The sequence below is a fragment of the Corynebacterium sp. ACRQJ genome (genome assembly GCF_022346045.1).
Taxonomy (GTDB): Bacteria; Actinomycetota; Actinomycetes; order Mycobacteriales; family Mycobacteriaceae; genus Corynebacterium; species Corynebacterium evansiae.
Map to the genome: position 1 here is coordinate 14,631 of NZ_JAKRMT010000016.1, position 23,974 is coordinate 38,604.

15 protein-coding genes are annotated in these 23,974 nt (G+C 64.6%); 8 read left to right on the forward strand and 7 right to left on the reverse strand.

The features are described from left to right. Nucleotides 1-31: 31 nt before the first annotated feature. Complete coding sequence (locus MHX52_RS08490; RefSeq protein WP_239317684.1) at nt 32-1,600, forward strand: DoxX family protein; 1,569 nt, start codon at nt 32-34, stop codon at nt 1,598-1,600. Here MHX52_RS08490 and MHX52_RS08495 read toward each other — a convergent pair whose 3' ends face one another. From MHX52_RS08495 to MHX52_RS08510, 4 genes are all read right to left on the reverse strand, one after another. Beyond that, complete coding sequence (locus MHX52_RS08495; protein ID WP_239317720.1) at nt 1,601-4,225, reverse strand: excinuclease ABC subunit UvrA; 2,625 nt, start codon at nt 4,223-4,225, stop codon at nt 1,601-1,603. A gap of 305 nt (nt 4,226-4,530) precedes the next feature. Further along, entirely contained in the window at nt 4,531-6,378 is a 1,848-nt protein-coding gene (gene ilvD / locus MHX52_RS08500; RefSeq protein WP_035003479.1) for a dihydroxy-acid dehydratase, read from the reverse strand. A gap of 126 nt (nt 6,379-6,504) precedes the next feature. Further along, nucleotides 6,505-7,074, reverse strand: a complete 570-nt coding sequence (locus MHX52_RS08505; protein WP_239317687.1) for a PH domain-containing protein — start codon at nt 7,072-7,074, stop codon at nt 6,505-6,507. A 13-nt stretch (nt 7,075-7,087) separates the two neighbouring features. Then, nucleotides 7,088-9,271 (reverse strand): mechanosensitive ion channel domain-containing protein, encoded by a 2,184-nt coding sequence (locus MHX52_RS08510; RefSeq protein WP_239317690.1) that lies wholly within the window; start codon nt 9,269-9,271, stop codon nt 7,088-7,090. Nucleotides 9,272-10,224: 953 nt separating this feature from the next. Here MHX52_RS08510 and MHX52_RS08515 point away from each other — a divergent pair. The 6 genes from MHX52_RS08515 (at nt 10,225) to serA (ending at nt 18,339) form a co-directional block, all read left to right on the forward strand. Continuing rightward, nucleotides 10,225-12,087: an acetolactate synthase large subunit gene (locus MHX52_RS08515; RefSeq protein ID WP_034985529.1), complete on the forward strand. Its 1,863-nt coding sequence runs from the start codon at nt 10,225-10,227 to the stop codon at nt 12,085-12,087. After that, the gene (gene ilvN, locus MHX52_RS08520; RefSeq protein ID WP_034973946.1) at nt 12,087-12,605 is read left to right on the forward strand and encodes an acetolactate synthase small subunit; all 519 of its coding nucleotides are present in this window, start codon (nt 12,087-12,089) and stop codon (nt 12,603-12,605) included. The genes MHX52_RS08515 and ilvN overlap by 1 nt, the downstream gene beginning before the upstream one ends. 156 nt (nt 12,606-12,761) lie before the next feature. Next, nucleotides 12,762-13,778, forward strand: coding sequence for a ketol-acid reductoisomerase (gene ilvC / locus MHX52_RS08525; RefSeq protein WP_035003471.1), 1,017 nt, complete (start codon nt 12,762-12,764; stop codon nt 13,776-13,778). 215 nt (nt 13,779-13,993) lie between these two features. Beyond that, the gene (locus MHX52_RS08530; RefSeq protein WP_239317693.1) at nt 13,994-15,112 is read left to right on the forward strand and encodes a cation diffusion facilitator family transporter; all 1,119 of its coding nucleotides are present in this window, start codon (nt 13,994-13,996) and stop codon (nt 15,110-15,112) included. Nucleotides 15,113-15,310: 198 nt separating this feature from the next. Beyond that, the gene (locus MHX52_RS08535) at nt 15,311-16,651 is read left to right on the forward strand and encodes a GTP-binding protein (protein ID WP_239317694.1); all 1,341 of its coding nucleotides are present in this window, start codon (nt 15,311-15,313) and stop codon (nt 16,649-16,651) included. A 98-nt stretch (nt 16,652-16,749) separates the two neighbouring features. Then, nucleotides 16,750-18,339 (forward strand): phosphoglycerate dehydrogenase, encoded by a 1,590-nt coding sequence (gene serA, locus MHX52_RS08540; protein WP_239317695.1) that lies wholly within the window; start codon nt 16,750-16,752, stop codon nt 18,337-18,339. Nucleotides 18,340-18,452: 113 nt separating this feature from the next. On the opposite strand, the gene MHX52_RS08545 is transcribed toward serA, so the two are convergent. Together MHX52_RS08545 and MHX52_RS08550 are read right to left on the reverse strand one after the other, a co-directional pair. Then, on the reverse strand, nt 18,453-20,111 hold the full coding sequence (locus tag MHX52_RS08545; protein ID WP_239317697.1) for an ABC transporter permease: 1,659 nt from the start codon (nt 20,109-20,111) through the stop codon (nt 18,453-18,455). Beyond that, entirely contained in the window at nt 20,098-20,979 is an 882-nt protein-coding gene (locus MHX52_RS08550; protein ID WP_239317699.1) for an ABC transporter ATP-binding protein, read from the reverse strand. The genes MHX52_RS08545 and MHX52_RS08550 overlap by 14 nt, the downstream gene beginning before the upstream one ends. Nucleotides 20,980-21,154: 175 nt before the next feature. Between MHX52_RS08550 and MHX52_RS08555 the strand changes: the two genes are divergently transcribed. Then, nucleotides 21,155-22,171 carry a 3-isopropylmalate dehydrogenase gene (locus MHX52_RS08555; protein ID WP_239317701.1) on the forward strand — a complete coding sequence of 339 codons (1,017 nt, stop codon included), beginning with the start codon at nt 21,155-21,157 and terminating at the stop codon, nt 22,169-22,171. A gap of 70 nt (nt 22,172-22,241) precedes the next feature. On the opposite strand, the gene MHX52_RS08560 is transcribed toward MHX52_RS08555, so the two are convergent. Beyond that, nucleotides 22,242-23,957, reverse strand: a complete 1,716-nt coding sequence (locus MHX52_RS08560) for an alkaline phosphatase (protein ID WP_239317703.1) — start codon at nt 23,955-23,957, stop codon at nt 22,242-22,244. Between the last annotated feature and the right edge of the window lie 17 nt (nt 23,958-23,974).

A 23,974-nucleotide genomic window follows, 5' to 3' on the forward strand; every position in this document is an offset into this window, starting at 1 on the left:
AAATCGCGCTGGTCAGAATAGTCTGGGGTGCGTGAATAACAACGCGAAGCCCAACAGTCCAGACGACGCTTTGTTCGGCAACTCCGCGGATGATCTGGCGGATGACCTGAACAACGACATCGACGTGCCCGTCTACCGTCGGGACGCGCAGAAGCCCACGGACGCCACACCTCCCGCCAAGGCGACCAAGATTGACAAGCCCGGCGAAGAGACTGCCGGCGAAGAAACTGCGGAAGCGTCAGCAGCAGGGGATGCTAAGCCCGAAGCTCCAGAGAGGGGGAAGGCTTCCGGGGGAGGGGCGAAGTCGGCGAAAACGTCAGAGCCGGCCGAGTCGGACGCTGCGGCCGCTGTGGCGGCTGAGAGCGCTCCGAACAAGAACACTGGTTCGGAGCGTGCGTCGACTGACACGTCGGCCGAGGCTTCGGCTGAAATTCCAGGGACAGAGGCTCCAGAGGCTGAAACTCCTGTAGAGGAGAAGCCGGCCAAGCGGGATATTTATGCGGTTCTGGGCCGGGCGCGTCCGCAGCGCATTGAAAGCCGCCCGCCGGAGCCGGAAGTGGATCTGTCGAAGCTGGACGCCTCTCAGCCCGCTGCCGACGCTGGTGCTGATGTGGGCGCTGCCAACGGCGCGTCCGATCGTTGGGGCAAGGTTGATGACGCCAACCCGGCGGAGCGGCCCACCACTTCAACCAACGATCAGGCCTTCATCCGACAGGCGAAGAACGGCGCGACCCCTGCCGCGAGCGCTGGTGTGACCGGCGCGGCTGCTGGCGCGGGAGCTGCAGGCACGACCGATGGCTCTGAAAATGGCAACGCTGCCGCGGGTGCGGCGGGCGCGGGTGTTGCCGGCACGTCTGATGGTTCTGAGATTGGCGGTGCAGGCGCGGCTGGCGGCGCTGATACGGCCGCTGGGGCTGCTAGTGCTGGAGTGGTTGGCGCGGGCGCTGGCGCTGGTTCTGGTGTGACCGGCGCGGGCGCGGCTGGCAGCGCTGACACGGCTGTTGATGCTGGCGTGACTGGGGTAGATCACGACGCGGTGAGCGCAGACCGCGACGCGGCGGGTGCGGGTGCAGTCGCGGAAGTTAAGCGCGGCACCACCAGCTTCGGACTGTTCATCCTGCGCGCAGTGCTGGGCGCGTACCTCTTGGTACGCGGCCTGCAGACGCTGTTCGCCTTCGGCGGAGACCCGGGCGTCGACGTATTCCAGAGCCAACTGGGCAACTACAACTTCACCGATATCCTCGCCATCGGCATCCCGGTCGCGGAGGTTGTTGCCGGCGGGCTACTGCTCCTCGGCCTCGTCACGCCTTTCGGCGCGGCACTCGCCACAGTCGTCGGCGGTTTCATGGCATTCCACAATCTCGACAGCTTCCAGGGAACCCTATGGCCATACGGCCTGAGCCCTCACGTCCAACTGTGGGCGGCGCTGACGGTGGCGTCAATAAGCCTCATCTTCCTCGGCCCCGGCCGGATCAGCCTCGACCGCAGCAGGGGATGGGCAACCCGACCGTTGGCGTCCGCTTGGATTTTCTTCGTAGTCGCAGCGGCGGCCACCGCCGGACTATGGCTCGGCGTCGGCGGAGGAAACCCGTTCAATTAGCTAGCTTCTTTCCGCCAATACTCGCCCCGTCGCGGTGTCCGTCTGAGCCACCGTGGCGGGGCTTCCGTCTGCGACAACCCGGCCGCCCCGCGCGCCGGCCCCCGGCCCCATTTCGAGCACCCGGTCCGCCTGCGCGGCAACTCGCATGTCATGCTCCACAACCACCACAGTGTTCCCGTTGTCGACCAACCGCTGGAGTTCCGTCACAAGCAAATCCACATCCGCCGGGTGCAGGCCGGTGGTCGGCTCATCCATGAGGTACACGGTATGCCCCCGCTGAGCCCGCTGCAGCTCCGTAGCCAACTTGATCCGCTGGGCCTCGCCGCCGGAAAGCTCCGTGGCCGGCTGGCCGAGCCGGAGGTAATCCAACCCCACAGCCGACAGAGCCCGCAGAGCTCGGGCGATTGCCTCTTCGTCGGCGAAGACCTCCCGTGCTTCAGCGATGGTGAGCTCCAGCACGTCCGCGATTGTCCGGCCGTTCCAGGTGACTTCCAGCGTTTCAGCGTTGTAACGCGCGCCGTGACAGTCGGGGCAGGGAGTGTAGCTGCCGGGCAGGAACACTAGCTCGACTTCAATCTGCCCTTCGCCGCTGCAGGTGGGGCAGCGTCCTTGGGTGACGTTGTACGAGAACCGGGAAACGGTCCAGCCGCGCCGCTTCGCTTCGTCGGTCTGTGCGAAGAGTTTCCGCACGCGGTCGAATAGTCCGGTGTACGTTGCGAGGCAGGATCTGGGGGTTCGGCCGATGGGCTTCTGTGAGATTTGCACCAACCGGTTGATGGCAATGTCTGAGTTAAGGTCTGCGCTGAGTTTGGCCGTTGCTGCTCTTGCGGAGTCTGTTTTTTCTTCGGGGCCTTTACTTTTGGACGCCACGTCTCCGTCGTCGACCGATGTCTTCACCCGTTCGCGCAGTGAGTTGGCCAGCGTGTACAGGAGCGTGGACTTGCCGGAGCCCGAGACTCCCGTGATCGCGGTAAACGTGCCGAGGCCGAATTCCACGTCGAGGCTGTTCAGGGTGCGCTCGTTGATGTCCGTGAGGCTGAGTGTGCCGGAGGGGGTGCGCGCTTCGGCGTCGGTGGTCAGTTTCAGCGGCCCGGCGGCGAGGGCTCGTCCGGTGGGGCAGTCCAGCCCGGCCAGGCCCGTGCTGTCGGACGGGATCTGGAATGTGCCCTGGCTGGGATCCCCGACAGCAGCGGCAGTGGTCGCTGAGCCTTGGGATGGGGCCGGGCAGCAACTCTCAGCCTGGTAGGCGTTCGGGTCCCGGAGTTTGGTCGGGTTTTGGGACTTAGCCGGGCCGGAGTAGAGGATCTCCCCGCCGAGTTCGCCTGCGCCGGGGCCGACGTCGACGATCCAGTCGGCCTCCGCAACCAGGTGCATGTCGTGTTCGACCAGGAGGACACTGTTGCCCGCGTCCAGGAAACCTCGGACTAGCCGCATCACTGCGCGGCGCTCCTCGGGGTGCAGACCCGCGGACGGCTCGTCCAGAACGTATGCCACTCCGAAAAGTCCCGACCGCAGCTGGGACGCCAACCGCAGCCGCTGCAGCTCACCCGCCGACAGGGTGGAAGTGGCACGATCCAGGCTCAGGTGCCCCAAACCGAGATCCACCACAGACTCCAGCGTAGGGATCGCCTGTTCCAGCAGAATCCGCTCGGCCTCCGCGCTGGCGGAACCTCCGCCGGCTGGCGCGGCCGCACGGCGTTCGGCGAAGCGAGAGAGAACGTCTTCCAAAGGAAGCGCCCCAAGGCGATCGATGGGAAGGTCGAGGTATTCCACGGAAAGGGCGTCGACAATAAGGCGACGACCATCACACACCCCACAGCGGGAAGACTTCATAAACGACAGGACGCGGCGTCGTGTGGAATCGGAACCCGTCTCCGCCAACGTCTTCCGCAGATAAGAGGCCACCGAACGCCAAGTGCCCTCATACGTCCGCTGAATCTGATCCGCACCCCGGTGGGGGTGGATCGTCACCACCGGCCGCTCGTCCGTGAAAAGGATCCAATCCCGGTCGGCCCGCGGGATGTCTCGCCACGGAATGTCCATAGGGAAGCCGAGCTCCGCGACAATATCGTGGAAGTTCTTCCCCAACCACGCGCCGGGCCAAGCGGCGATAGCGCCCTCGTCGATGGAAAGCGACGGGTCCGGAACCATGGACTCCTCCGTCGGCTCATGCACCACTGCCGTGCCCTGACACTCCGGGCACATTCCCGCCGTCGTATTAGGGGAGAAGCTGTCCGAGTCCAGACGCCCGCCGTGGCGTTCGCGCACTTCCGCAGGGTAATCGCCGCAACGGGAATACAGCAGGCGGATCGTGTTCGACAGATTTGAAACTGTCCCCACCGTCGAGCGCGCCCCGCCCGCCTGCGCCCCCTGCTGCAGCGCGACAGTCGGCGGCAGCCCCTCCACGGACCCCACGCGTGGGTCGACGGCCCCGCCGATGAGCCGGCGCGCGAACGGCGCGACGGATTCCAGGTACCGCCGCTGAGCCTCCCCATGCAGCGTGCCAAACGCCAGCGAAGATTTCCCCGAGCCGGATACGCCCGTCACCGCCACCAGGGCGTTACGGGGCAGCGAGACGTCCTGGTGTTTGAGGTTGCGCAAGTGTGCGTCGCGGACGCGGATCATCCCGTCGTCGCCAGCGCTGCCGCAAGCGCGGCCGCCGCGGGCGCTGTCAGCCTCGACTGCATTGGTCTCTGCGCGTTCTGCCTCGGGCTGGATGTGTGAATCATGCATGCCCTCCAGCCTACGGCCGTCCGGGAGGCCGTGTTCCGGAGATGTAGGCCGGGGCGGGGCGGCAGCGCTGCCGGAGAAGTCGGCCGGGCGCTCGAAGCCAGATCTTGTGGCCGGGGCGGGGCGGCAGCGCCACCGTTAAGGGGGCGTGCTGGCTGCAGCGTGAGGCTGGGTATGCGGAGGGTACGCGCCCGCTGGGGTTACTTCACCTCGCGGACGGCTCCGCGGTCAGCGGAGGTTGCCATCGCGGCATAAGCGCGCAGCGCCTTGGTGACCTTGCGCTGGCGAGTGGTGGGAGTCCACGGCTTGTCGGAAGCCTCCATCTCGGAGCGGCGGCGCACGATCTCCTCGTCGGAGACGTTCAGCTCCAATCGGCGCTCGTGCACGTCGATGGTGATCGGATCGCCGTCGCGGACCAGGCCGATCAGGCCGCCGTGCGCGGCTTCGGGGGAGATGTGTCCGACGGACAGCCCGGACGTGCCGCCGGAGAAGCGACCGTCGGTGATCAGCGCGCACTCCTTGCCGAGCCCCGCACCCTTGAGGAAGGCGGTCGGGTGCAACATTTCCTGCATTCCCGGGCCGCCGGCGGGGCCTTCGTAGCGCACGACCACGACGTGACCCGGCTTGACCTTCTTGTCCAGGATCACTCGCACGGCTTCTTCTTGGGATTCGACGACTAGTGCCTTGCCTTCGAAGTGCCAGATAGACGGATCAACACCCGCGGCCTTGATTACGGCGCCGTCTTCGGCGAGGTTGCCGCGGAGGACAACCAGGCCGCCATCGGCGGTGTACGCATGCTCTACATCGCGAATGACGCCACCCTCTGCATCGGTGTCCAGGCTGGACCAACGGTTCTCAGTGCTGAACGGCTCGGTCGTGCGGACTCCGCCGGGGGCGGCGTGGAACAGTTCGATGGCTTCCTCGGTGGCAGCTCCGGAGCGGATGTCCCAGGACAGCAGCCATTCCTTCAGCGTGGCGGAGTGAACGGAGTGAACGCCTTCGTTCAGCTTGCCGGCGCGGTAGAGCTCGCCGAGGATGGCGGGGATGCCGCCTCCGCGGTGAACGTCTTCCATGTGGTAGTCGGAGTTCGGGGACACCTTCGACAGGCACGGCACTTCGCGGGACAGTTGGTCGATGGAGTGCAGGTCGAAGTCGATCTCACCCTCCTGGGCGGCCGCGAGGATGTGCAGCACGGTGTTGGAGGATCCGCCCATGGCCATGTCCAGTGCCATTGCGTTCTCGAAGGCCTCGCGGGTGGCGATGTTCCGCGGCAGGACGGAGGCGTCTCCCTCGCCGTAGTAGCGGTGGCACAGTTCAACGATGGTGGTGCCAGCCTTGGTGAACAGGTCGCGCCGCTTGGCGTGAGTCGCCAAGGTGGAACCATTGCCCGGCAGGGACAGGCCAAGCGCCTCGGTCAGACAGTTCATCGAGTTGGCGGTGAACATGCCGGAGCAGGAGCCACACGTCGGGCAGGCGGCGGACTCAACCTCCAGCAGCGCCTGCGCGTCGACTTTGTCGGACGCGGAGGCGGAGATGGCGGTAATCAGATCCGTCGGAGCCTGTACGACACCATCAACTGCCACCGTTTTGCCAGCCTCCATCGGCCCGCCGGAGACGAACACCACCGGGATGTTCAGACGCATGGCGGCGTTCAGCATGCCGGGCGTGATCTTGTCGCAGTTGGAGATGCACACCAGCGCATCGGCGGCGTGGCCGTTGACCATGTATTCGACGGCGTCAGAAATAACCTCGCGGCTGGGCAGCGAGTAGAGCATGCCTGCGTGCCCCATAGCGATACCGTCGTCGACGGCGATGGTGTTGAACTCGCGGGGTACGCCGCCGGCTTCGCGGATGGCGTCAGCGACGATGTCTCCCACGTCCTTCAGGTGCACGTGACCCGGCACAAACTGCGTGTACGAGTTCGCGATGGCGATGATGGGCTTCTCGAAGTCCTGGTCCGTCATGCCTGTAGCACGCCACAGGGCGCGGGCGCCGGCGGCGTTGCGGCCCTGGGTGGTGACGGCGGATCTCAATGGGATGGCGTTCATACTGTTCACGGCTCTCTTCTTGTCGTTCTTACTCTGGAGTTCTTATTCCGGAAAAGTCTTTTCCTGTGATTTCTTGTTTTGCCGTTTGCTGGTTAGCACGGCAAAGCTTAAGCACGAGCCGGGCGGTCAGCTGCTGGTGTTGTCCCTTTCTGGGGCGCTTGTGTTTTGCGCGTCGGCGTCCGGTGCGGCGGCGTCCGGCGCATCGACTCCCGCTTCGCGGCGGCGCTGCTTTTCGTATTCCTTGTACTCGTCCTTGTCCATGAGTACGGCGTAGCCCTCCTTGTTGACGACTTGCACCTTGTCGTCCGTGGCTGCGCGGGCTGGGCTGACGGGGTCGGGGATTCGTCCGCTGCTGACCTTGTGCAGGTCGATCAGGGAGTTAAAGGTCACGCCCGGCAGCCAGATGCTGTTCTCCTGGTTGTCTACGGCGTAGGCGCGTCCGGCTCGGTTGAAGCGGAGCGCGCGGAAGTCTTCCCACTGCATGGTTTTGCCTGCGCGGAAGAGGTAGCGCGTGGTGATGGCTTTGTCGGACACGGTGGTTCGTACCCACAAAGTCCACAGGATAAACACTAGCGGCACTAGCGGAACCCAGAAAAACCAGGCGACCTTATAGCCCGTGAATAGCAGGCAGATCAGGAACATGACGAACCCGCCGAGGATGTGTTCGCGGCTGGGGTGGAAAACCTTCGAGTTCATGGTGTTCATTTAATCAGCCATGGGTGGTGTCGGTCGCATTGGGCGCACCCATCGCACCCATAGCGCGGGGCGCAGCGCCGTTCATGCTGTTGCCGCCGGTGCCGCTGTTGTTGGAATTATTCTGGACGCCACCATTTCCGCTGTTGGGATTGTTGCCACTGGAGTTGCTGTTTGGCTCATTTGCTGTCCCGTTGGGTGATCCGTCGTTTCCGCCGGGGTTCGAGTTGGCGCTCTGATCGGAGTTTGCACCTGAGTTTGAGCCAGCGTTTCCGTCGGTGTTGCCGCCAGCGTTGCCGCCAGGGTTTGAGTTGGCGTTTCCGTCGGTGTTGCCGTCAGTGTTTCCGCTGGAGTTCGGGTCAGCGGTGGGGTTGTTCTGGCCGGTGGAGTTATCGCCGGATTGATCGTTTGCTTCGGAGTTCTCGGGGCCTTCGGAGGATTCGCTGTTGGAGGGGCGGTCGCGCCAGTAGTCGGGGGAGAGCCAGCCGGTGTCTCCGCCCTCTGGGTTCGAGGAGGCCAGCGCCAGGCCGCCGACTAGCAGCAGCGCCAGGATCAGCCCGGTGGTGGAGGGGCGGGTGCGGCCACCGACGCTCATGATCCTCTTGAACTTGGAGGCGTGTTCCTCGTTTCGCCAGATGCCTTGGAACTTCTCCTTCTCTTCGTCGGCATCCTCTTCACCGGCATTCTCTTCACGGTCATTCACGCCGCTTCCATCGCCGGCGCGGCCTGCACCGTCAGTGCCGGCTGCCGCGCCGGCATCGCCGTCAGACCTGGAGGTGGTGTTGGGGCTTGCGGCGGAGTGGGAGTCCTGCGAGGGAACCGAATGCGTCCGGCCGATGGTTCCATCGCTGTCGAGGGGACGGACTCCGGAGCCGTCGGCCGGTGCCGCCTGGCCGGGTCCGTCAGCCGGTTCAGTCTGGCCAGGGCCGTCAGTCGTGGGAGCCTCCGTGGGCTGACCAGTTTTTTCACCCTGTGCAGTCTGGCCGGGCTGCGCGAGCTGGCTGGCTCGGTCAGCTCCTTCCGCCTGCACCGCATCCATGGCGGCAGTATCCACGGTGGCAGTTTCGTGCGCCGACGCGGTTCCGCGTGTCGCTAAAGCTTTGTCCACGGGTGCGGATCGGCCTACTGGTGCAGAACTGCTAGCAGAAGCGGCCCTGCGCTCCTTGTCTCCGTCGCCGTCACCGGTCACTGAAGCGGCGGTTCCTGCGGAGCCGCTCTGCAAAGCAGCAGTGGTTGAGGCCGACCGGTCGCTCGACGCGTGCTGGGCGGGAAGGACCTCCGTAGGCGCCAGCGCGGACTCCGCCGCCACAGCCTTCCTGGGATCGGCGACGGGGGAGGAGTGGGCGTCAGAACCCTCGAGAAAGACCCGCGGCATGTCGTAACGATCCCAGAACACATTCACCAGCGCCGAGCGCAAAACACGCTCCACAGCCCACTGGCGCGCCGGGTTCACCACGACCATCACTCGGAAGTTCACCTGCCACGACTGACCCGCCGCAGTGGGGGCGACGATATCCGTAGCTGGCAGAACCTCCAGCTCGCCGGTGACGTCCCCGGCGATAGTCGGATCCCCCAGAGCCTTCGCAGCCGTGGCCTCCACGCGATCCGTCAGCTGCGACATGGACTCGCCCGGCTGCAGAGGAACAGCCAAGTCCACCACCGCCCGCGACCAATCCTGGGAATAGTTCGTGATCACACCCGCGGAACCGTTCGGGATCGTCACCACCTCGCCGGAGGCCGTACGGACCTTCGTCGCGCGCAACGTCAGCGCCACAACCGTGCCCGAAATGTCACTGGACGTGCCGTCGAAGGCAACAAAGTCGCCCACGCCGAACTGACGCTCCGAGATGATGAAGAACCCCGCGAGGAAATCGCCGATCACGTTCTGTGCGCCGAAACCAATAGCAGCTGAGACGACGGTTGCGGGCAGGGCGGCACCCATAGCGGGGACGCCCAGGTTCGTCAGACCCAGCATGATGATGGCGAAGTACGCAATCGCTTGCAGCACGTACACCAACGCTCCGACCAGGGCGAGGCGGGATTTGGTGGCCTCCTCGCTCTCATCGAAGCGGTTGCTGACAATGCGAATCGCCAAACGCCCCACGCGGGGGATCAAAATTGCGATAATGACCAGTGCAGTCAAGGGAAGGCCGTGGACGACCACCCATTCCCAGAGCTGGAAAGCATAGAACTTCAACATGCTTCCCCACCGTAGTCCCGGAAACGATCGGGGAGAGTGCTCCGCCAGGATTCGGACGGGATTCTGACCTGACTCTGACCAGATTTTGACCAGATTCTGACCCGATTCTGATTCGTTTCCAGACGGGGTTCCCAGTCGGATTCACGGGTCGCGTTCAGGCGCGCGTACTGCGCGCCGGGGCGACCGTGGCTTCTGCGCCGGAGCAACCGGGGTAACTGCGCCGCCGGGTGCGTGGCGACCGGGAGGACATTGGAGTTTCGGTTGCGCTGAGGCTGAGTGCCAGAGGGGAACCGGAGGGAAGCCGCGGATGGGAACTGGAGGGGGAAGCTCAGGGGAGCCGGGGAGATCGGGGAGAGAGAAACCGGAGGGAGGCCGGGGGCGCGGGAGGGATGAAGTACAGGTCGGGGGCGTTTTGGGCTGTCCAGTAGGTGAGACGGGGGCATCATACTTTGGGAAACGAGTGGTCAACGGCTTGACTACTTTCGCGGAAGCCGCTAAATTTAGAGCCATGGAATTCACGCAACTAGTACGAGTACTCATTATCGAGGGGCGCCACTAGCTACCTCGTCGAGCTCGACACGGCGCCCCCGACAACTGACGCAGCAGCGTCGGCAAGTTGGGGGCTTTTGTTGTGTGGAGGACATGCACCTAACCGAACAAGCGATTCCACACCGAAGATTTTCGGCTCTATCGCTTCCTGGTGACGCCAGCTCGCCGAAGTGCGAACGCTGCGGCGTGCGCCGCGTGGCAATGCGTGGCGCTGATGCGCGTGGCACTGCGGGGCACTGCAGAGCTTTGCTTGGCGCTGCGTTGATGCGCAGCGCTGAGGCGCAAAAGCTGTGCCGCGTGGCGCGCGCCACGCGGCGCGGCTGCGACGGCGGGCAACCGGGAAGCGAAAGAGACAGAGAATTGAAGGCAGGACGGATTCCAGGACTCAAGGAGCGAAGGAAAACGTGACACACACATCACGCTCGCAACCCAGCCCCGCCACCTTGGCGAACAATCCCCGCGGCAAGCGGCCAGAGCGAATTAACGGCGCGCAAGCCGTAGTCCGCTCCCTAGAAGAGCTAGGCACCGATGTCGTATTCGGCCTGCCCGGAGGTGCTGTGCTGCCGCTCTACGAGGCGCTGTACGACTCCGAAAAGCTGAACCACATCCTTGTCCGCCACGAGCAGGGCGCCGGCCACGCCGCCACCGGCTACGCCCAGGCCACCGGCCGCGTCGGCGTGTGCATCGCAACTTCCGGCCCGGGTGCAACGAACCTGGTAACCCCCATCGCCGATGCCAACATGGACTCGGTGCCTCTGGTCGCCATCACTGGCCAGGTCGGTAAGGGTCTTTTGGGTACTGACGCCTTCCAGGAGGCGGACATTCGCGGCGTGACCATGCCGATCACCAAGCACAACTTCATGGTGACCCGCCCGGAGGACATCCCCGGCGCCATCGCCGAGGCTTTCCACGTGGCCTCCACCGGCCGCCCCGGCGCGGTGCTGGTGGACATCCCGAAGGACGTGCAAAACGCAGAGCTGGAATTCAACTGGCCGCCGAAGTACGAGCTGCCCGGCTACCGTCCGGTCACCAGCCCGCACCCGCGCCAGGTAGAGGAAGCCGTGCGCATGATCAGCGCGGCGAAGCGCCCGACGCTGTACGTCGGCGGCGGCGCGATCAAGGCAGAAGCGCACGCAGAACTGCTGGAGTTTGCAGAAGCCAACGACATCCCAGTTGTCACCACCCTCATGGCTCTGGGCAGCTTCCCGGCCTCCCACCCGCTGTACATGGGCATGCCCGGCATGCACGGAAGTGTCCCGGCGGTCGCAGCCCTGCAGCGCTCCGACCTGCTGATCACCATCGGCGCCCGCTTTGACGACCGCGTCACCGGCCACGTGGATAGTTTCGCCCCGGATGCGAAGGTCATCCACGCCGACATCGACCCGGCGGAGATCGGCAAGATCCGCGAAGCCAACGTGCCAATCGTCGGCGACGCCCGCGAAGTGCTGGCCGCACTCCACCAGGCGATGCGGAACCTGGACCTGAAGAAGCCCGCCACCGCCGGCTGGCTGAACTACCTCAACAAGCTGAAGCAGGACTTCCCCCGCGGCTACGACGAGCAGCCCAACGGCAAGCTCGCCCCGCAGTACGTCATCGAGACCCTGTCCAAGACCATCGGCCCGGACGCCATCTACGTCGCCGGCGTGGGGCAGCACCAGATGTGGGCGGCGCAGTTCGTGGACTACGAAAACCCGCGCACCTGGCTGAACTCCGGTGGTCTCGGCACGATGGGCTACTCCGTGCCCGCCGCCATGGGTGCAAAGGCCGGCAAGCCGGACACTTCCGTCTGGGCCATCGACGGCGACGGCTGCTTCCAAATGACCAACCAGGAGCTTGTCACCTGCGCGGTGGAGAAGCTGCCGATCAAGGTCGCCCTCATCAACAACGGAAACCTCGGAATGGTTCGCCAGTGGCAGACGCTGTTCTACGACCAGCGGTACTCCCACACCAACCTGAAGCCGGGGGAGACCTACCTGCCGGACTTCCTGATGTTGGCTGAGTCTATGGGCTGCGCGGCGTTCCGCGTCACAAAGCCAGAGGATGTAGAGCCGACCATCCGCAAGGCTGAAGAGATCAACGACCGCCCCGTCGTCATCGACTTCATCGTCGGCGAGGACGCGCAGGTGTGGCCGATGGTCGCCGCCGGCACGTCCAACGAGGAAATCCAGTACGCACGCAACCTGCGGCCGCTGTTCGACGAGGAATCCTCGGCGGCAGAATCGCCCGCGGAGATCCACGAGGTCACCCAGGAAGGTGAAGAAGACTAATGAGCACGAACAAGGTACAGGTCCACACCCTGTCCGTCCTGTGTGAGGACGTCGACGGCATCATCTCGCGTATCTCCGGCATGTTTACCCGCCGCGCGTTTAATATCCTGTCGATCAGCTCTGGTCGCACGGAGGTCGAGGGCATCAACCGCATCACCATCATCGTCGAGGGCGAGGATCACGTGGTGGAGCAGATCACCAAGCAGCTGAACAAGCTGATCCCCGTTATTAAGGTCACGCGCCACGACCCGGAGACCATCGTCTCCCGCGGCCTGATGATGGTGAAGGTCTCCGCTGACAACGCGAACCGCACCCAGGTGGTGGAGTCCGCGAAGCTGTTCCGCGCGCACGTGGTGGACGTCGGGCCGGAGTCGGTGATCATCGAGTGCACCGGTACGCCGTCGAAGCTGCAGGCTCTGCTGGACGTTTTGGAGCCGTTCGGGATTCGCGAGCTTGTCGAGGCGTCGCCGACTGCGATCAGTCGCGGTCCTCGCGCCATGTACCCGGCGAATCTCTAGGTTCTTTGGTGACGCCTTCAGCTTGCAGCCGGGTGGGCGTCACTACCTACGAAAGAGGGCAACAGCCCGCAACAGTTCACTATGTGGACGCAAAAGTCTCACTAAATGAAATAGAATCTGCTATAAAGGTAGACAGTCAACGAAAGGAAGCTCCCCATGGCAATTGATGTTTTTTACGACGACGACGCTGATCTGTCCATCATCCAGGGTCGCAAGGTAGCCATCATCGGCTACGGCTCCCAGGGTCACGCACACGCCCAGAACCTGCGCGAGTCTGGCGTGGAGGTCGTCATCGGCCTGCGTGAGGGCTCCAAGTCCCGCGCCAAGGCTGAGGAAGCCGGCTTTACCGTGAAGACCAACGCGGAGGCTGCGGAGTGGGCAGACGTGATCATGCTGCTGGCTCCGGACACCTCCCAGGCGAAGATCTTCGCCGAGGACATCGAGCCGAACCTGAACGACGGCGACGCACTGTTCTTCGGCCACGGCCTGAACATCCACTTCAAGCTGATCGAGCCGGCCGACAACATCATCATCGGCATGGTTGCACCGAAGGGTCCGGGCCACCTGGTTCGCCGCCAGTTCGTCGACGGCAAGGGCGTTCCGTGCCTGATCGCCGTTGAGCAGGACCCGAAGAACAACGGCCGCGACCTGGCTCTGTCCTACGCAGCTGCCATCGGTGGTGCGCGTGCCGGCGTGATCCCGACGACCTTCGAGGCGGAGACCGTTACCGACCTGTTCGGCGAGCAGGCCGTTCTGTGTGGTGGCACCGAGGAGCTGGTGAAGACCGGCTTCGAGGTTCTGGTCGAGGCTGGCTACGAGCCGGAGATGGCGTACTTCGAGTGCCTGCACGAGCTGAAGCTGATCGTGGACCTGATGTTCGAGGGCGGCATCGGCAACATGAACTACTCCGTGTCTGACACGGCTGAGTTTGGTGGCTACCTGTCCGGCCCGCGCGTCATCGATGCGGACACCAAGAAGCGCATGAAGGACATTCTGACCGACATTCAGGACGGCACCTTCACCAAGCGCCTGGTTGCCAACGTTGAGGGTGGCAACAAGGAGCTGGAGGAGCTGCGCGCTTCCTACAACGATCACGAGATCGAGAAGACCGGCGCCAAGCTGCGCGACCTGATGAGCTGGGTCAAGGTCGACGCTCGCGCCGAGACCGCCTAAAGCGGCCTGGTCACAACGGCCTGGCCGAAGTGGCCGGGCTGGGGTGGACTGGCTAAATAACTGAATACTCCAGATTTCCAAGTTTATAGATTCTGAATTTGGACTCTGCGCAGCGGGGAGCCGATGCAGTAGCCGCCAATGGCGAGCTGTGCTGGCTCCCCGCCTTTATTTTCAGTAGGTTGTCAATAAGGGATGCGGCTGTCTAAAGTGAGGGTATGAACGACCCCGCAAGTGCAGCTCAGCAACAACCACAGGACCGTGGTGGTGCCGACGTGCACCGCCACGGTTCTTTGCGTTCCAGCGCGTCCGCGGCTGGCGGCGCGCCCGCGTCGACCGCTGGCGGCGCGCCCGCGCCCGCCGGCGTATCTGAGGGTGGCTATGCACATTCGCACGATTCCGGCCATGCACATTCCCACGACTCTGGCCACGGGCATTCGCACGGGCATTCGCACTCCCACGCGCCGACGGATGCTCCGCTGCGCGCGCTGCTCATCGTGCTGGGCGTCACTGGCACAGTCTTCTTTGCAGAGGTGATCGGCGGTCTGATCACCGGCTCCGTCGCATTGCTGGCCGATGCGATGCACATGCTTTCGGACGCCGCCGGCCTAATCATTGCGGTCGTCGCCATTTTCATCGGCCGCAGGTCCGCAACCGCGCAAGCGACATTCGGCTATCGGCGGGTGGAGGTGCTCGCCGCGCTTGTTAATGCGGTCACCGTGTTGGGAATCTCCGCTTGGATCGTGGTCGAGGCGTTCCAGCGCCTCAGCGAGCCGGTGGAGATTATGGCCGGCCCGATGATGATCGTCGCGGTGATCGGCCTGCTAGCCAACATCATTTCCGCGTGGATCTTGAACCGCCAGCGGGAGCATTCCGTCAATGTCCAGGGTGCATTCCTGCACGTGCTGGCGGATATGTTGGGTTCCGTCGCGGTGCTCGTGGCCGGCGGCGTGATCATTCTGACCGGCTGGCAGTATGCGGACGTTATCGCCTCGCTGGTGATTGCCGCGCTGGTGCTGCCGCGCGCCTGGCAGCTGATGATGCAGGCCTTGCGCATTTTGCTCGAGCAGGCGCCTCCGGGCTACCGGCCCGCTGAGGTTGATGCTTTGCTGCGACAGGTCGACGGCGTGCTGGACGTGCACGATCTCCACCTGTGGTCGCTGGATGGCACGAGCGCGTTGGCTTCCGTGCACTTGGTGGTTCCGGAAGGGCGCGATCCGGCCGCGGTGCTGTGTGCTGCACAGGCCGCGCTGCAGGAGCGGGGGATCGCGCACGCCACCATTCAGGTGGAGCGCGCCAGCCACGCCGACCACGAGGGTCCGCAGAACGTCTGCTGATTTCGGCTTTACACAGTTCCGGCGTTACGTACAGCGCCAGCTTTGGGTAGTTCCAGTTTGCGTAGTTTCGGCTTTCGTCATTTCCAGAACTAAGCAGTGCCAGCTTTGAGCGACCGTGGGTTGCGGGTGTAGTTCTCGGCCTCCTGGATGCAAGTCACTAATGAAAACAGGTTGCAATAGTGTGTAGGGTTGCGGGCTATGAGACACGCACATAGCCATTCTTCCGGCCGCACGCCCTCTGAAACCACGCCCACTGCCGATGCTCCACGGCGGGGGAGTGCACCCGCCACCGCGCCCGCGCCCGTCGCCGCCAGCGCCGCATCCGCGCCCGCGTCCGTCGCCAGCGCCGCGCCCGTCGCCGCGCCCGTGACGGTGCTCTCCGGCTTCCTCGGCGCGGGCAAAACCACACTGCTGAACGACCTGCTCGCCAACCGAGGAGGCCGCCGCATCGCGGTGATCGTCAACGACTTCTCGGAAATCAACATCGACGCCGCCCTCATCGCCGGGGAAGGCCACCTCACGCGCGGCGAAGACCGCTTCGTCGAGCTCACCAACGGCTGCATCTGCTGCACATTGCGCGAGGATCTGGTGGAATCCGTCGGCACGCTCGCGCGCAGCGGCAGCTTCGACCACATCGTCATCGAATCCACCGGCATCTCCGAACCCATGCCCGTCGCCGCAACTTTCGAATGGCGTTGGGAGGATGGCACTCGCCTCGCGGACGTTGCGCCGATCGACACTATGGTCACTCTTGTTGACGCCGCCCAGTTCCTGCCGCAAATAGGTCAGAAGAAGCTGCTCACAGAAGCGGACCTGCAGGCGACTGCGGACGATGAACGCACCATCGCGGATCTTTTGGTCGATCAGGTCGAGTTCGCGGACGTCATCTACGTAACCAAGTCGGACCTCGTCAGTGAAGAGCGCTACCGCGCGACGGTAGCGCTGCTGCGTCGAATGAACCCGCGGGCGCGCATCGAGAAGCTCCTCCACGGCCGCATCGTCACCACTGAATCGCCGGGCAGCCCGGCGGGTAGCGCGGAAAGGGGAGTGGCGCGCAGTGGGGTAGACAGTGTGGCAGACGGCGTACGCCAGTTTGGCGCAGCTGCGGGGCGGTCCGCGGTCGACGACATTCTCGGCGCACACCTCTACGACGAAGCGACGGCCCGCGCCTACGAGGGCTACCTCGACGAGCTGGAAAACCCGCACACCCCAGAGACGGAAGAGTATGGCATCAGCTCCGTTGTCTTCCGTGGGGACCGCCCCTTCGACAGGGAGCGCCTGATCAAGGCTTTGCGCTCCACAACCGGGCTGGTGCGCTCCAAGGGATACTGCTGGATCGCCGATCGTCCAGAGCTTGCCCACGTCTGGCACCAAGCGGGCCCCGACCTGCGGATACAGCCAGCGGGCGGGTGGAGCCAGGTGGGGCTAACCCCCTCCAGTGAGGTGGTACTGATTGGCGTCAATTTCGATGCAGACAGAGCGGTACAACAATTCCTTAAGGCAATGCTGAGTGACGCAGAGGTAAGAGTTATGCTGTAAGGGTCGCACGTCACATTTGGATGGCGTGGTCCCTTCCCGCGTCGGCGCGGTCGTTTCGGCGTGGGCGAGGCAATGTCGCACTTTAGGGAGAAACATTCGTGAGTAACACCCGTCCGGTAGTCCTCATCGCCGACAAACTGTCCCAGTCCACCGTCGATGCCCTCGGCGATTCCGTCGAGGTTCGCTGGGTCGACGGCCCGAACCGCCCCGAGCTGCTGAAGGCAGTCGCAGACGCAGACGCGCTGCTGGTCCGCTCTGCAACCACAGTCGACGCCGAGGTGCTCGAGGCAGCACCGAAGCTGCAGATCGTCGGCCGCGCAGGCGTGGGCCTGGACAACGTTGACATCGACACCGCCACCTCCCGCGGTGTGATGGTCGCCAACGCTCCGACCTCCAACATCCACTCCGCCTGCGAGCACGCAATCAGCCTGCTGCTGTCCACCGCCCGCCAGATCCCCGCCGCCGACAAGACCCTGCGCGACGGCGAGTGGAAGCGCTCCTCCTTCAAGGGCGTGGAGATCCTGGGCAAGACCGTCGGCATCGTCGGCTTCGGCCACATCGGCCAGCTGTTCGCACAGCGCCTGGCCGCTTTCGAGACGGACATCATCGCTTACGACCCGTACGCCAACCCTGCCCGTGCCGCACAGCTGGGCGTGGAGCTGGTGGAGCTGGAAGAGCTGATGAGCCGCTCCGACTTCGTGACCATCCACCTGCCGAAGACCAAGGAAACCGCGGGCATGTTCGACGCGGACCTGCTGGCAAAGGCTAAGAAGGGGCAGATCATCATCAACGCCGCCCGCGGTGGCCTGGTGGACGAGGCCGCCCTGGCGGAGGCCATCAAGTCCGGCCACATCCGCGGCGCCGGATTCGACGTGTACGCCTCCGAGCCGTGCACCGACTCCCCGCTGTTCGAGCTGGAAGAGGTCGTCGTTACCCCGCACCTGGGCGCTTCCACCGTGGAAGCACAGGACCGCGCGGGCACCGACGTTGCCGCATCCGTCCTGAAGGCCCTGGCCGGCGACTTCGTGCCGGACGCCGTGAACGTCTCCGGCGGCAAGGTCTCCGAGGAAGTTGCCCTGTGGCTGAACCTGGCAACCAACCTGGGCCGCGTTGCCTCCGAGCTGCTGAACAGTGCCCCGAACACCGTGACCGTCACCGCCCGCGGCGAGCTGTCCACCGAGTCTGTCGACGCGCTGGGCCTGGCTGGCCTGCGCGGCGTGTTCTCCGGTGTGATCGACGAGCAGGTCACCTTCGTCAACGCCCCGCAGATCGCTGAAGAGCGCGGCGTGGAGCTGGACGTGCAGACTCAGGACGAGTCCGTCAGCCACCGCTCCATCCTGGAGGTTCAGGCTGTCGCAGCCGATGGCACCACCGCCACTGTCGCTGGCGCGCTGACTGGCCTGGAGCACGTGGAGAAGATCGTCCGCATCAACCACCGCGGCCTGGACCTGCGCGCCACCGGCACGAACCTGTTCCTGGTTTACCCGGATCAGCCGGGTGCGCTGGGCAAGGTCGGTACGCTGCTGGGCAACAAGGGCATCAACATCGACGCCGCCGCACTGTCCCCGACGGACGATGAGCAGACGGCAACGCTGGTTCTGCGCGTGAGCGAGGACCTGGATCAGCAGCTGGTCGAAGAGGTCAAGGCAGAGCTGAACGCCTCCAACGCGTTCGTTCTGAACCTCTAAACCGCGATCCTGGGCTCACCGCCCAGTACGTGTGAGGCCGGGCAGTTGTTGCCCGGCCTTTTTCTTGCGTTCTTTTATGGATTGATCTTTTATGGACGCCCCATGCCGCGCGACTACAGGTACTGCTGCACCTTCTGCGCGATGTCCGGCCACTCGAGGTCGAGCCTGCGGGAGGCGCGACGATTCATGATCCAGGCGGCGCCGACGACGATCACCCAGTGCAGCAGCACGCCCAGCCAGCTGAACAGGGGAATGTCGGCAATGCTGTTGCTAGTTCCGTCGGCCATGGCCAGCGAAATCAGCGCCAGCAGCCCGCCCGGCAGGAAAGAGACGGTGAGGATCAGCATCGTCACCAGCGCGGAAATCATGGCGTTGCTGCCGCCGTTGCGCTGCTTGAAGGAGTTGGTGCCCGGCGCGGTGGTTTGGGCGGGGAAGCGGGTGGCGCTGAAATTCGCCATGGCGGAGGCGATGAGGATGCACCCCAGGGTCAAAAGGCTAACCAGCAGCCAGGTAGCGCTGAAGCCGTCGATGGCTCCGGCGGCGATGCAGACGACCAGCCAGATCGGCACCAGTACTGTCGCTGTGGAGAGGCTGCGGCTGGCTACGATCTGCTTGCCGCGCACTCCGGCGACCATGTGCACCCAGTTGGAGGGGCCGTCCATGCCCAGGGAGTTGCCCGCGACCTGCTGGGGACCAAGGGATACGAAGAACAGGGCGAACCACAGCATCCAGCGGTTGGCTTCGTTGAGCATTCCCATCAGCAGGTATAGCCCGCAGAGGACGACCACGACCATCAGGCTCATCATGAAGCGGTTGTCGCGGCGCCAGTAGCGGATCTCGCGGGAGTAGAGCGCGCCGACGGGGGAGCCGGGAACGCGCGGCAGCAGTAGGCTGTCGCCCTTCGCGGCGCGGGCGGCGTGCTGAGTCGGCAGTGGGTTGTTGAGATCGTGCTTGACGGCCACGCGCATTATGTAAGCCACTGCGAGGATCGCCGCGAGGCAGATCGCGCCCTTGGCGAGGCCGGTACCGAGGTCGGTGCCGCCGCCACCATTATTGACGCCACCGCCTCCGATATTGGCCATGTCAGCAGCTGCTCCGGCCGCGGCGGCAAAGGGTGTCCAGGACAGGATGTCGGCGCTGGTTTTGATGGCCGCGGTGGGGTCGGTTCCGTCGGTGAGCAACTGCGGCAAGAGGTACAGCGCCAGGAAGCCGAAGGTGACGATGATCCCGGCGACGTTGCCCCACAGTTCGCTGAACTTGGTGGCGATGCTGCTGAGCGCGGCGGCTAACGCCTCACCCGCCAGCAGGGTGATCACCAGCTGCAGTACGCACGCCAGCACCCACAGGGCACCCGCGCCCGCGGAGGCTACCTCCGCGAACGCGAGGTATCCGAGGGCGGCCATGATGATGGTGTTCACCAGCGAGATCGCCGCCCGCGAGTTGATGAACATCGCCGTGACCATGCCCGGCAGAATATCGCGGTCGGTCAGCGGCAGGGAGCTGAACATGCGCGGGTCCAGCATCCGTTCCTCGCTGGGGAAGATGGCCGATAGTGCCAGGTAGAGCACGCTGCCGAGCCCCATCGTCAGCACGAACATCGATGGGTCCCCATCGTTGACAAGCACCCCGTAGCTGCTGAAGCCTAGCCCGATACAGCCCATCACTGCAGTGATGGTTACTGCCACCGAAGCGATGATCATCTGCAGGTTGCCCAAGAAGGCGTGCGCCCACAGCTTGCAGTGGAGTTTGAGGAGGGTTTTAGTCTTCGACACCGGCCTGCCTCTCGTGTCGCGCGCTCGGCTGCTCGCCGCCGCGGAGCCAGCCGAAGGATCCCGTATCCAGCTGCTTGCCGCCTACGGCCTCGACGAAGCGCTCGGAAAGCGACTTGCCCGCGCGCACCTGTTCTGTGGTTCCAGCGGCGACGACGGTGCCCTGGTTAATGATCGCCACGTGGTCGCACAGCCCCTCGACCAGCTCCATCACGTGGGAGCTGAGGATTACGGTGCCGCCGGCTTCCACGTAGCGTCGCAGGATCGTACGGATCACTTCGCCGGATACCGGATCCACGGCCTCGAAGGGCTCGTCCAGGATCAGAACCTCCGGGCTGTGCAGCAGGGCACCGGCCAGCAGAATCTTCTTCTTCATGCCCGCGGAGTAGTCGGCGATGTACTTCTTGCCAGCATCCGCCAGGTCGAGTGCCTGCAGCAGGTCTGCGATGCGCTGCTGCAGTTCCTCGCCGGGGATGTCCCGCAGGTAGCCCAGGTATTCCAGATACTCCTTGCCGCTGAGGCGTTCGAAGACGGGGAGGCCGTCGACCAGCAGTCCGTAGCTGCGCTTGGCTGCCAGAACTTCCTCTTCCACCCGGGTGCCTTCGGCGGGGTTTGCCCACAGGGGGTGGCCGGCGACCCAGGAGTTGCCACTATCGGGGCGAATGATGCCCGTTGCTGCGAGGATGGCGGTGGTCTTGCCCGCTCCGTTGGGGCCGACGATGCCGTAGAAGCTGCCCTTCGGGACGGTCAGGTTCAGGTTGTTCACCGCGACTTTGTCGGCGAATGTCTTCACTAGGTTGCGGATGACCAGCGCTGCGTCGCCGACCTCCGCGTTGGGGGATAAGTGTGAGGGAAATGGCTCATAGGTCATGCGCGCCACTTTATCAATGGGTGTCGCGTGGCTTCCTCTGTTTTGGGTCTGACGCCCACTCGGTCTCTGTGAACCGAGGCTTCATCGTGTGCCTTTTATGTCGGTTCGTGGGTGGTGTCCGGTTGGCATGCTATTGTTCTAAGTGACCAACTAGTGAGACAGAGGAGTTCATACAGTGAAACTCGCAGTGATTGCCGGCGATGGCATCGGCACCGAGGTAACCGCCGAAGCCCTGAAGGTTCTGCACGCCCTGCGTGACGACGTGGAGACCACCGATTACGACCTCGGCGCCCGCCGCTACCTGCGCAATGGTGAACTCCTGACCGACGAGGATCTGGACTCCCTGCGCGAGCACGACGCAATCCTGCTGGGCGCCATCGGCGACCCCCGAACCGTGCCCGCCGGTGTGCTGGAGCGCGGCTTGCTGCTGCCGCTGCGCTTCAAGCTGGACCACGCGGTGAACCTCCGCCCGTCGAAGCTGTACCCGGGCTCCTCCAGCCCGCTGGCCAACCCGGGCGACATTGACTTCGTCGTCGTGCGAGAGGGGACCGAGGGCCTCTACTGCGGCAACGGCGGCACACTGCGCGCGGGCACTGACCACGAGGTGGCGTCCGAAGTATCCCAAAACACCTACTACGGCGTGGAGCGCGTGGTGCGCGATGCGTTCGAGCGTGCGCAGAGCAGGCGTAAGAAGCTGACCTGGGTGCACAAGACGAACGTGCTGGTGAACGCAGGCTCCCTGTGGCAGCGCGCTATCGAGACGGTGGGGCAGGAGTACCCCGAGGTGCAGGTGGATTACAACCACATCGACGCAGCGACGATCTACATGGTCACCAAGCCGCAGGACTACGACGTGATCGTCACGGACAACCTGTTCGGCGACATCCTGACCGACCTGGCGGGCGCCGTCACCGGCGGTATTGGCCTGGCGGCTTCCGGCAATATTGATCCTTCGCGGAAGAACCCCTCCATGTTCGAGCCGGTGCACGGCTCCGCGCCGGACATCGCGGGCCAGGGTATTGCCGACCCGTGCGCGGCGATCCTGTCGGTGGCGCTGATGCTGCGCCACCTGGGCGACGATGCCAACGCAGAGCGCATCGAGGCAGCCGTGCTGGCCGAGGCCGGCTCGCGCGACGGCGGCCCGGTGAAGACCGCGGAGGTCGGCGACCACGTGGTCGCAAATCTTAAGTAGGCCGACAACTAGCTGGTGGCAGCCCGCGCCCGCTCGCGGTGCGCCCTGCTGCCACGCCTGTAGCTTGTGACTACTGCGCGCGCAGCGTCTTCGACCACAACTCCTTGCCCCGGGTGGTGAACAGCCGGACGGTGAGGTCCTTCGACCTGCCGTCGATGTCCACCTCTCCGAAGTGCTGGAAATCATCCAACGGCGAGGAGTTTTGCTTATTCTTCGCCGGGGCGTGCACGTACACGACCTCCGGGCCGAAGGTGCCGTCCATGTCGTTAGGTCCGAAGCCGCCGGCGTTCAGCGGGCCGGTGACAAACTCCCAGAACGGCGCGAAGTCCTGGAAATCCGCACGATCCGGCGAGTAGTGGTGGGCGGCGGTGTAGTGCACGTCAGCCGTCAGCCACACCACGTTGCGCACATCCTTGATTCCGCTGAGCACGCGCCCGATCTCCGCCTCGCGACCGACGGCCTTGCCGCCCGCTCCGTTGGACACACCTTCCTGGTCGTCCCCATCCGGAACCACGATGCCCAGCGGCAGGTCGTTGGCAATGATCTTCCACGTGGCGGTGGAGTTCTTCACGGCCTCGATGAGCCACTTTTCCTGCTTGGCGCCCAGGATGTGCCCCGGCTTGGTGGCGGAAGCTCCGCTATCCGGGTTGCGATCCTTGTAGCTGCGCATATCCAGCACAAAGATATCTAGCAGGGAGCCGTAGGAAATCTTGCGGTACACGCGGCCATCCACGGCCATCTTCCGGTCTAGCGGCTGCCACTCGTGGAACGCCTGGAAGCCGCGCTGGGCCAGCAGGTTCACGTCCTTGACCTGGTACTTGTCGTCCTCCAGGATCTCGCCCGGGTACCAGTTGTTCGTCGTCTCGTGGTCGTCCCACTGCACCACCTGCGCGACCTGAGAGTTGAAGCGCTTGTAGTTTTCGTCCAGCAGGTTGTAGGCGTGCTGTCCGCGGAACTCCTCCAGAGTCTCGGCGACCTTGTTCTTGTACGGGCTGGTGAGGTTCTTGAACACCCGCCCGTCGTCCATCTTGTGGTTTTCCTCGATCGGCCCATCGGCGTAGACCGTGTCGCCGGAGTGGATAAACAAATCCGGGTTGCGGTCGGCCATCGTCTTCCAGCAGTACATGCCGCCGATGTCCGGGTTGATGCCGTAGCCTTGGCCCGCCACGTCACCGGACCAGTGCAGGCGGACGTTCTTTGGCGCCTGGTTGGTGGAGGGTGCGGTGGTGAAGCTGCCGATCACCGGCACGGAGCGCGCGGCGGTGTGCTGATCCTCCATGGTCACGCGGTAGTGGATCTTCTGGCCGGGCTCCATGCCGACCAGGCGCAGCCGCCCAGTGCCGTCGCTATCCGGGGTGAGGATGGCGCCGCGGAAGGTCTTGGTCTTGTGTCGCGGGAACGCCGGGTCCGTCGACGCTTCTACGACCATGCGAGCCGGTCGATCGACGCGTGCCCACACCAGGCCACCGTCGGGTCGCACATCGCCGGTAGCGACGCCATGAGTGATCACCGGCCGGGCGCGCTGCAAACCAATCGAGCCGATCGCCCCGCTGGAACCAACTGAGGATCCGGCGGCGGAGCCAGCCACGCTGCCGGCCTGCGAGCTGAGAGCGTGCGCCACGCCCGTGCCCAGCAGGGCGGCGCCGGTGGCGCTGGCGCCGGCCAGGAACGTGCGGCGGGTGGTGCTGTGGGAGTTGCGGGTGGTGTTGCGGGAGTCGGAAGGATTTGAGGGGTGGGAAGGGGTCGAGGAGTTGGGGAATTGAGGATTAACGCTGCGATTCGTCATAGCGGCCAAGCTAACGG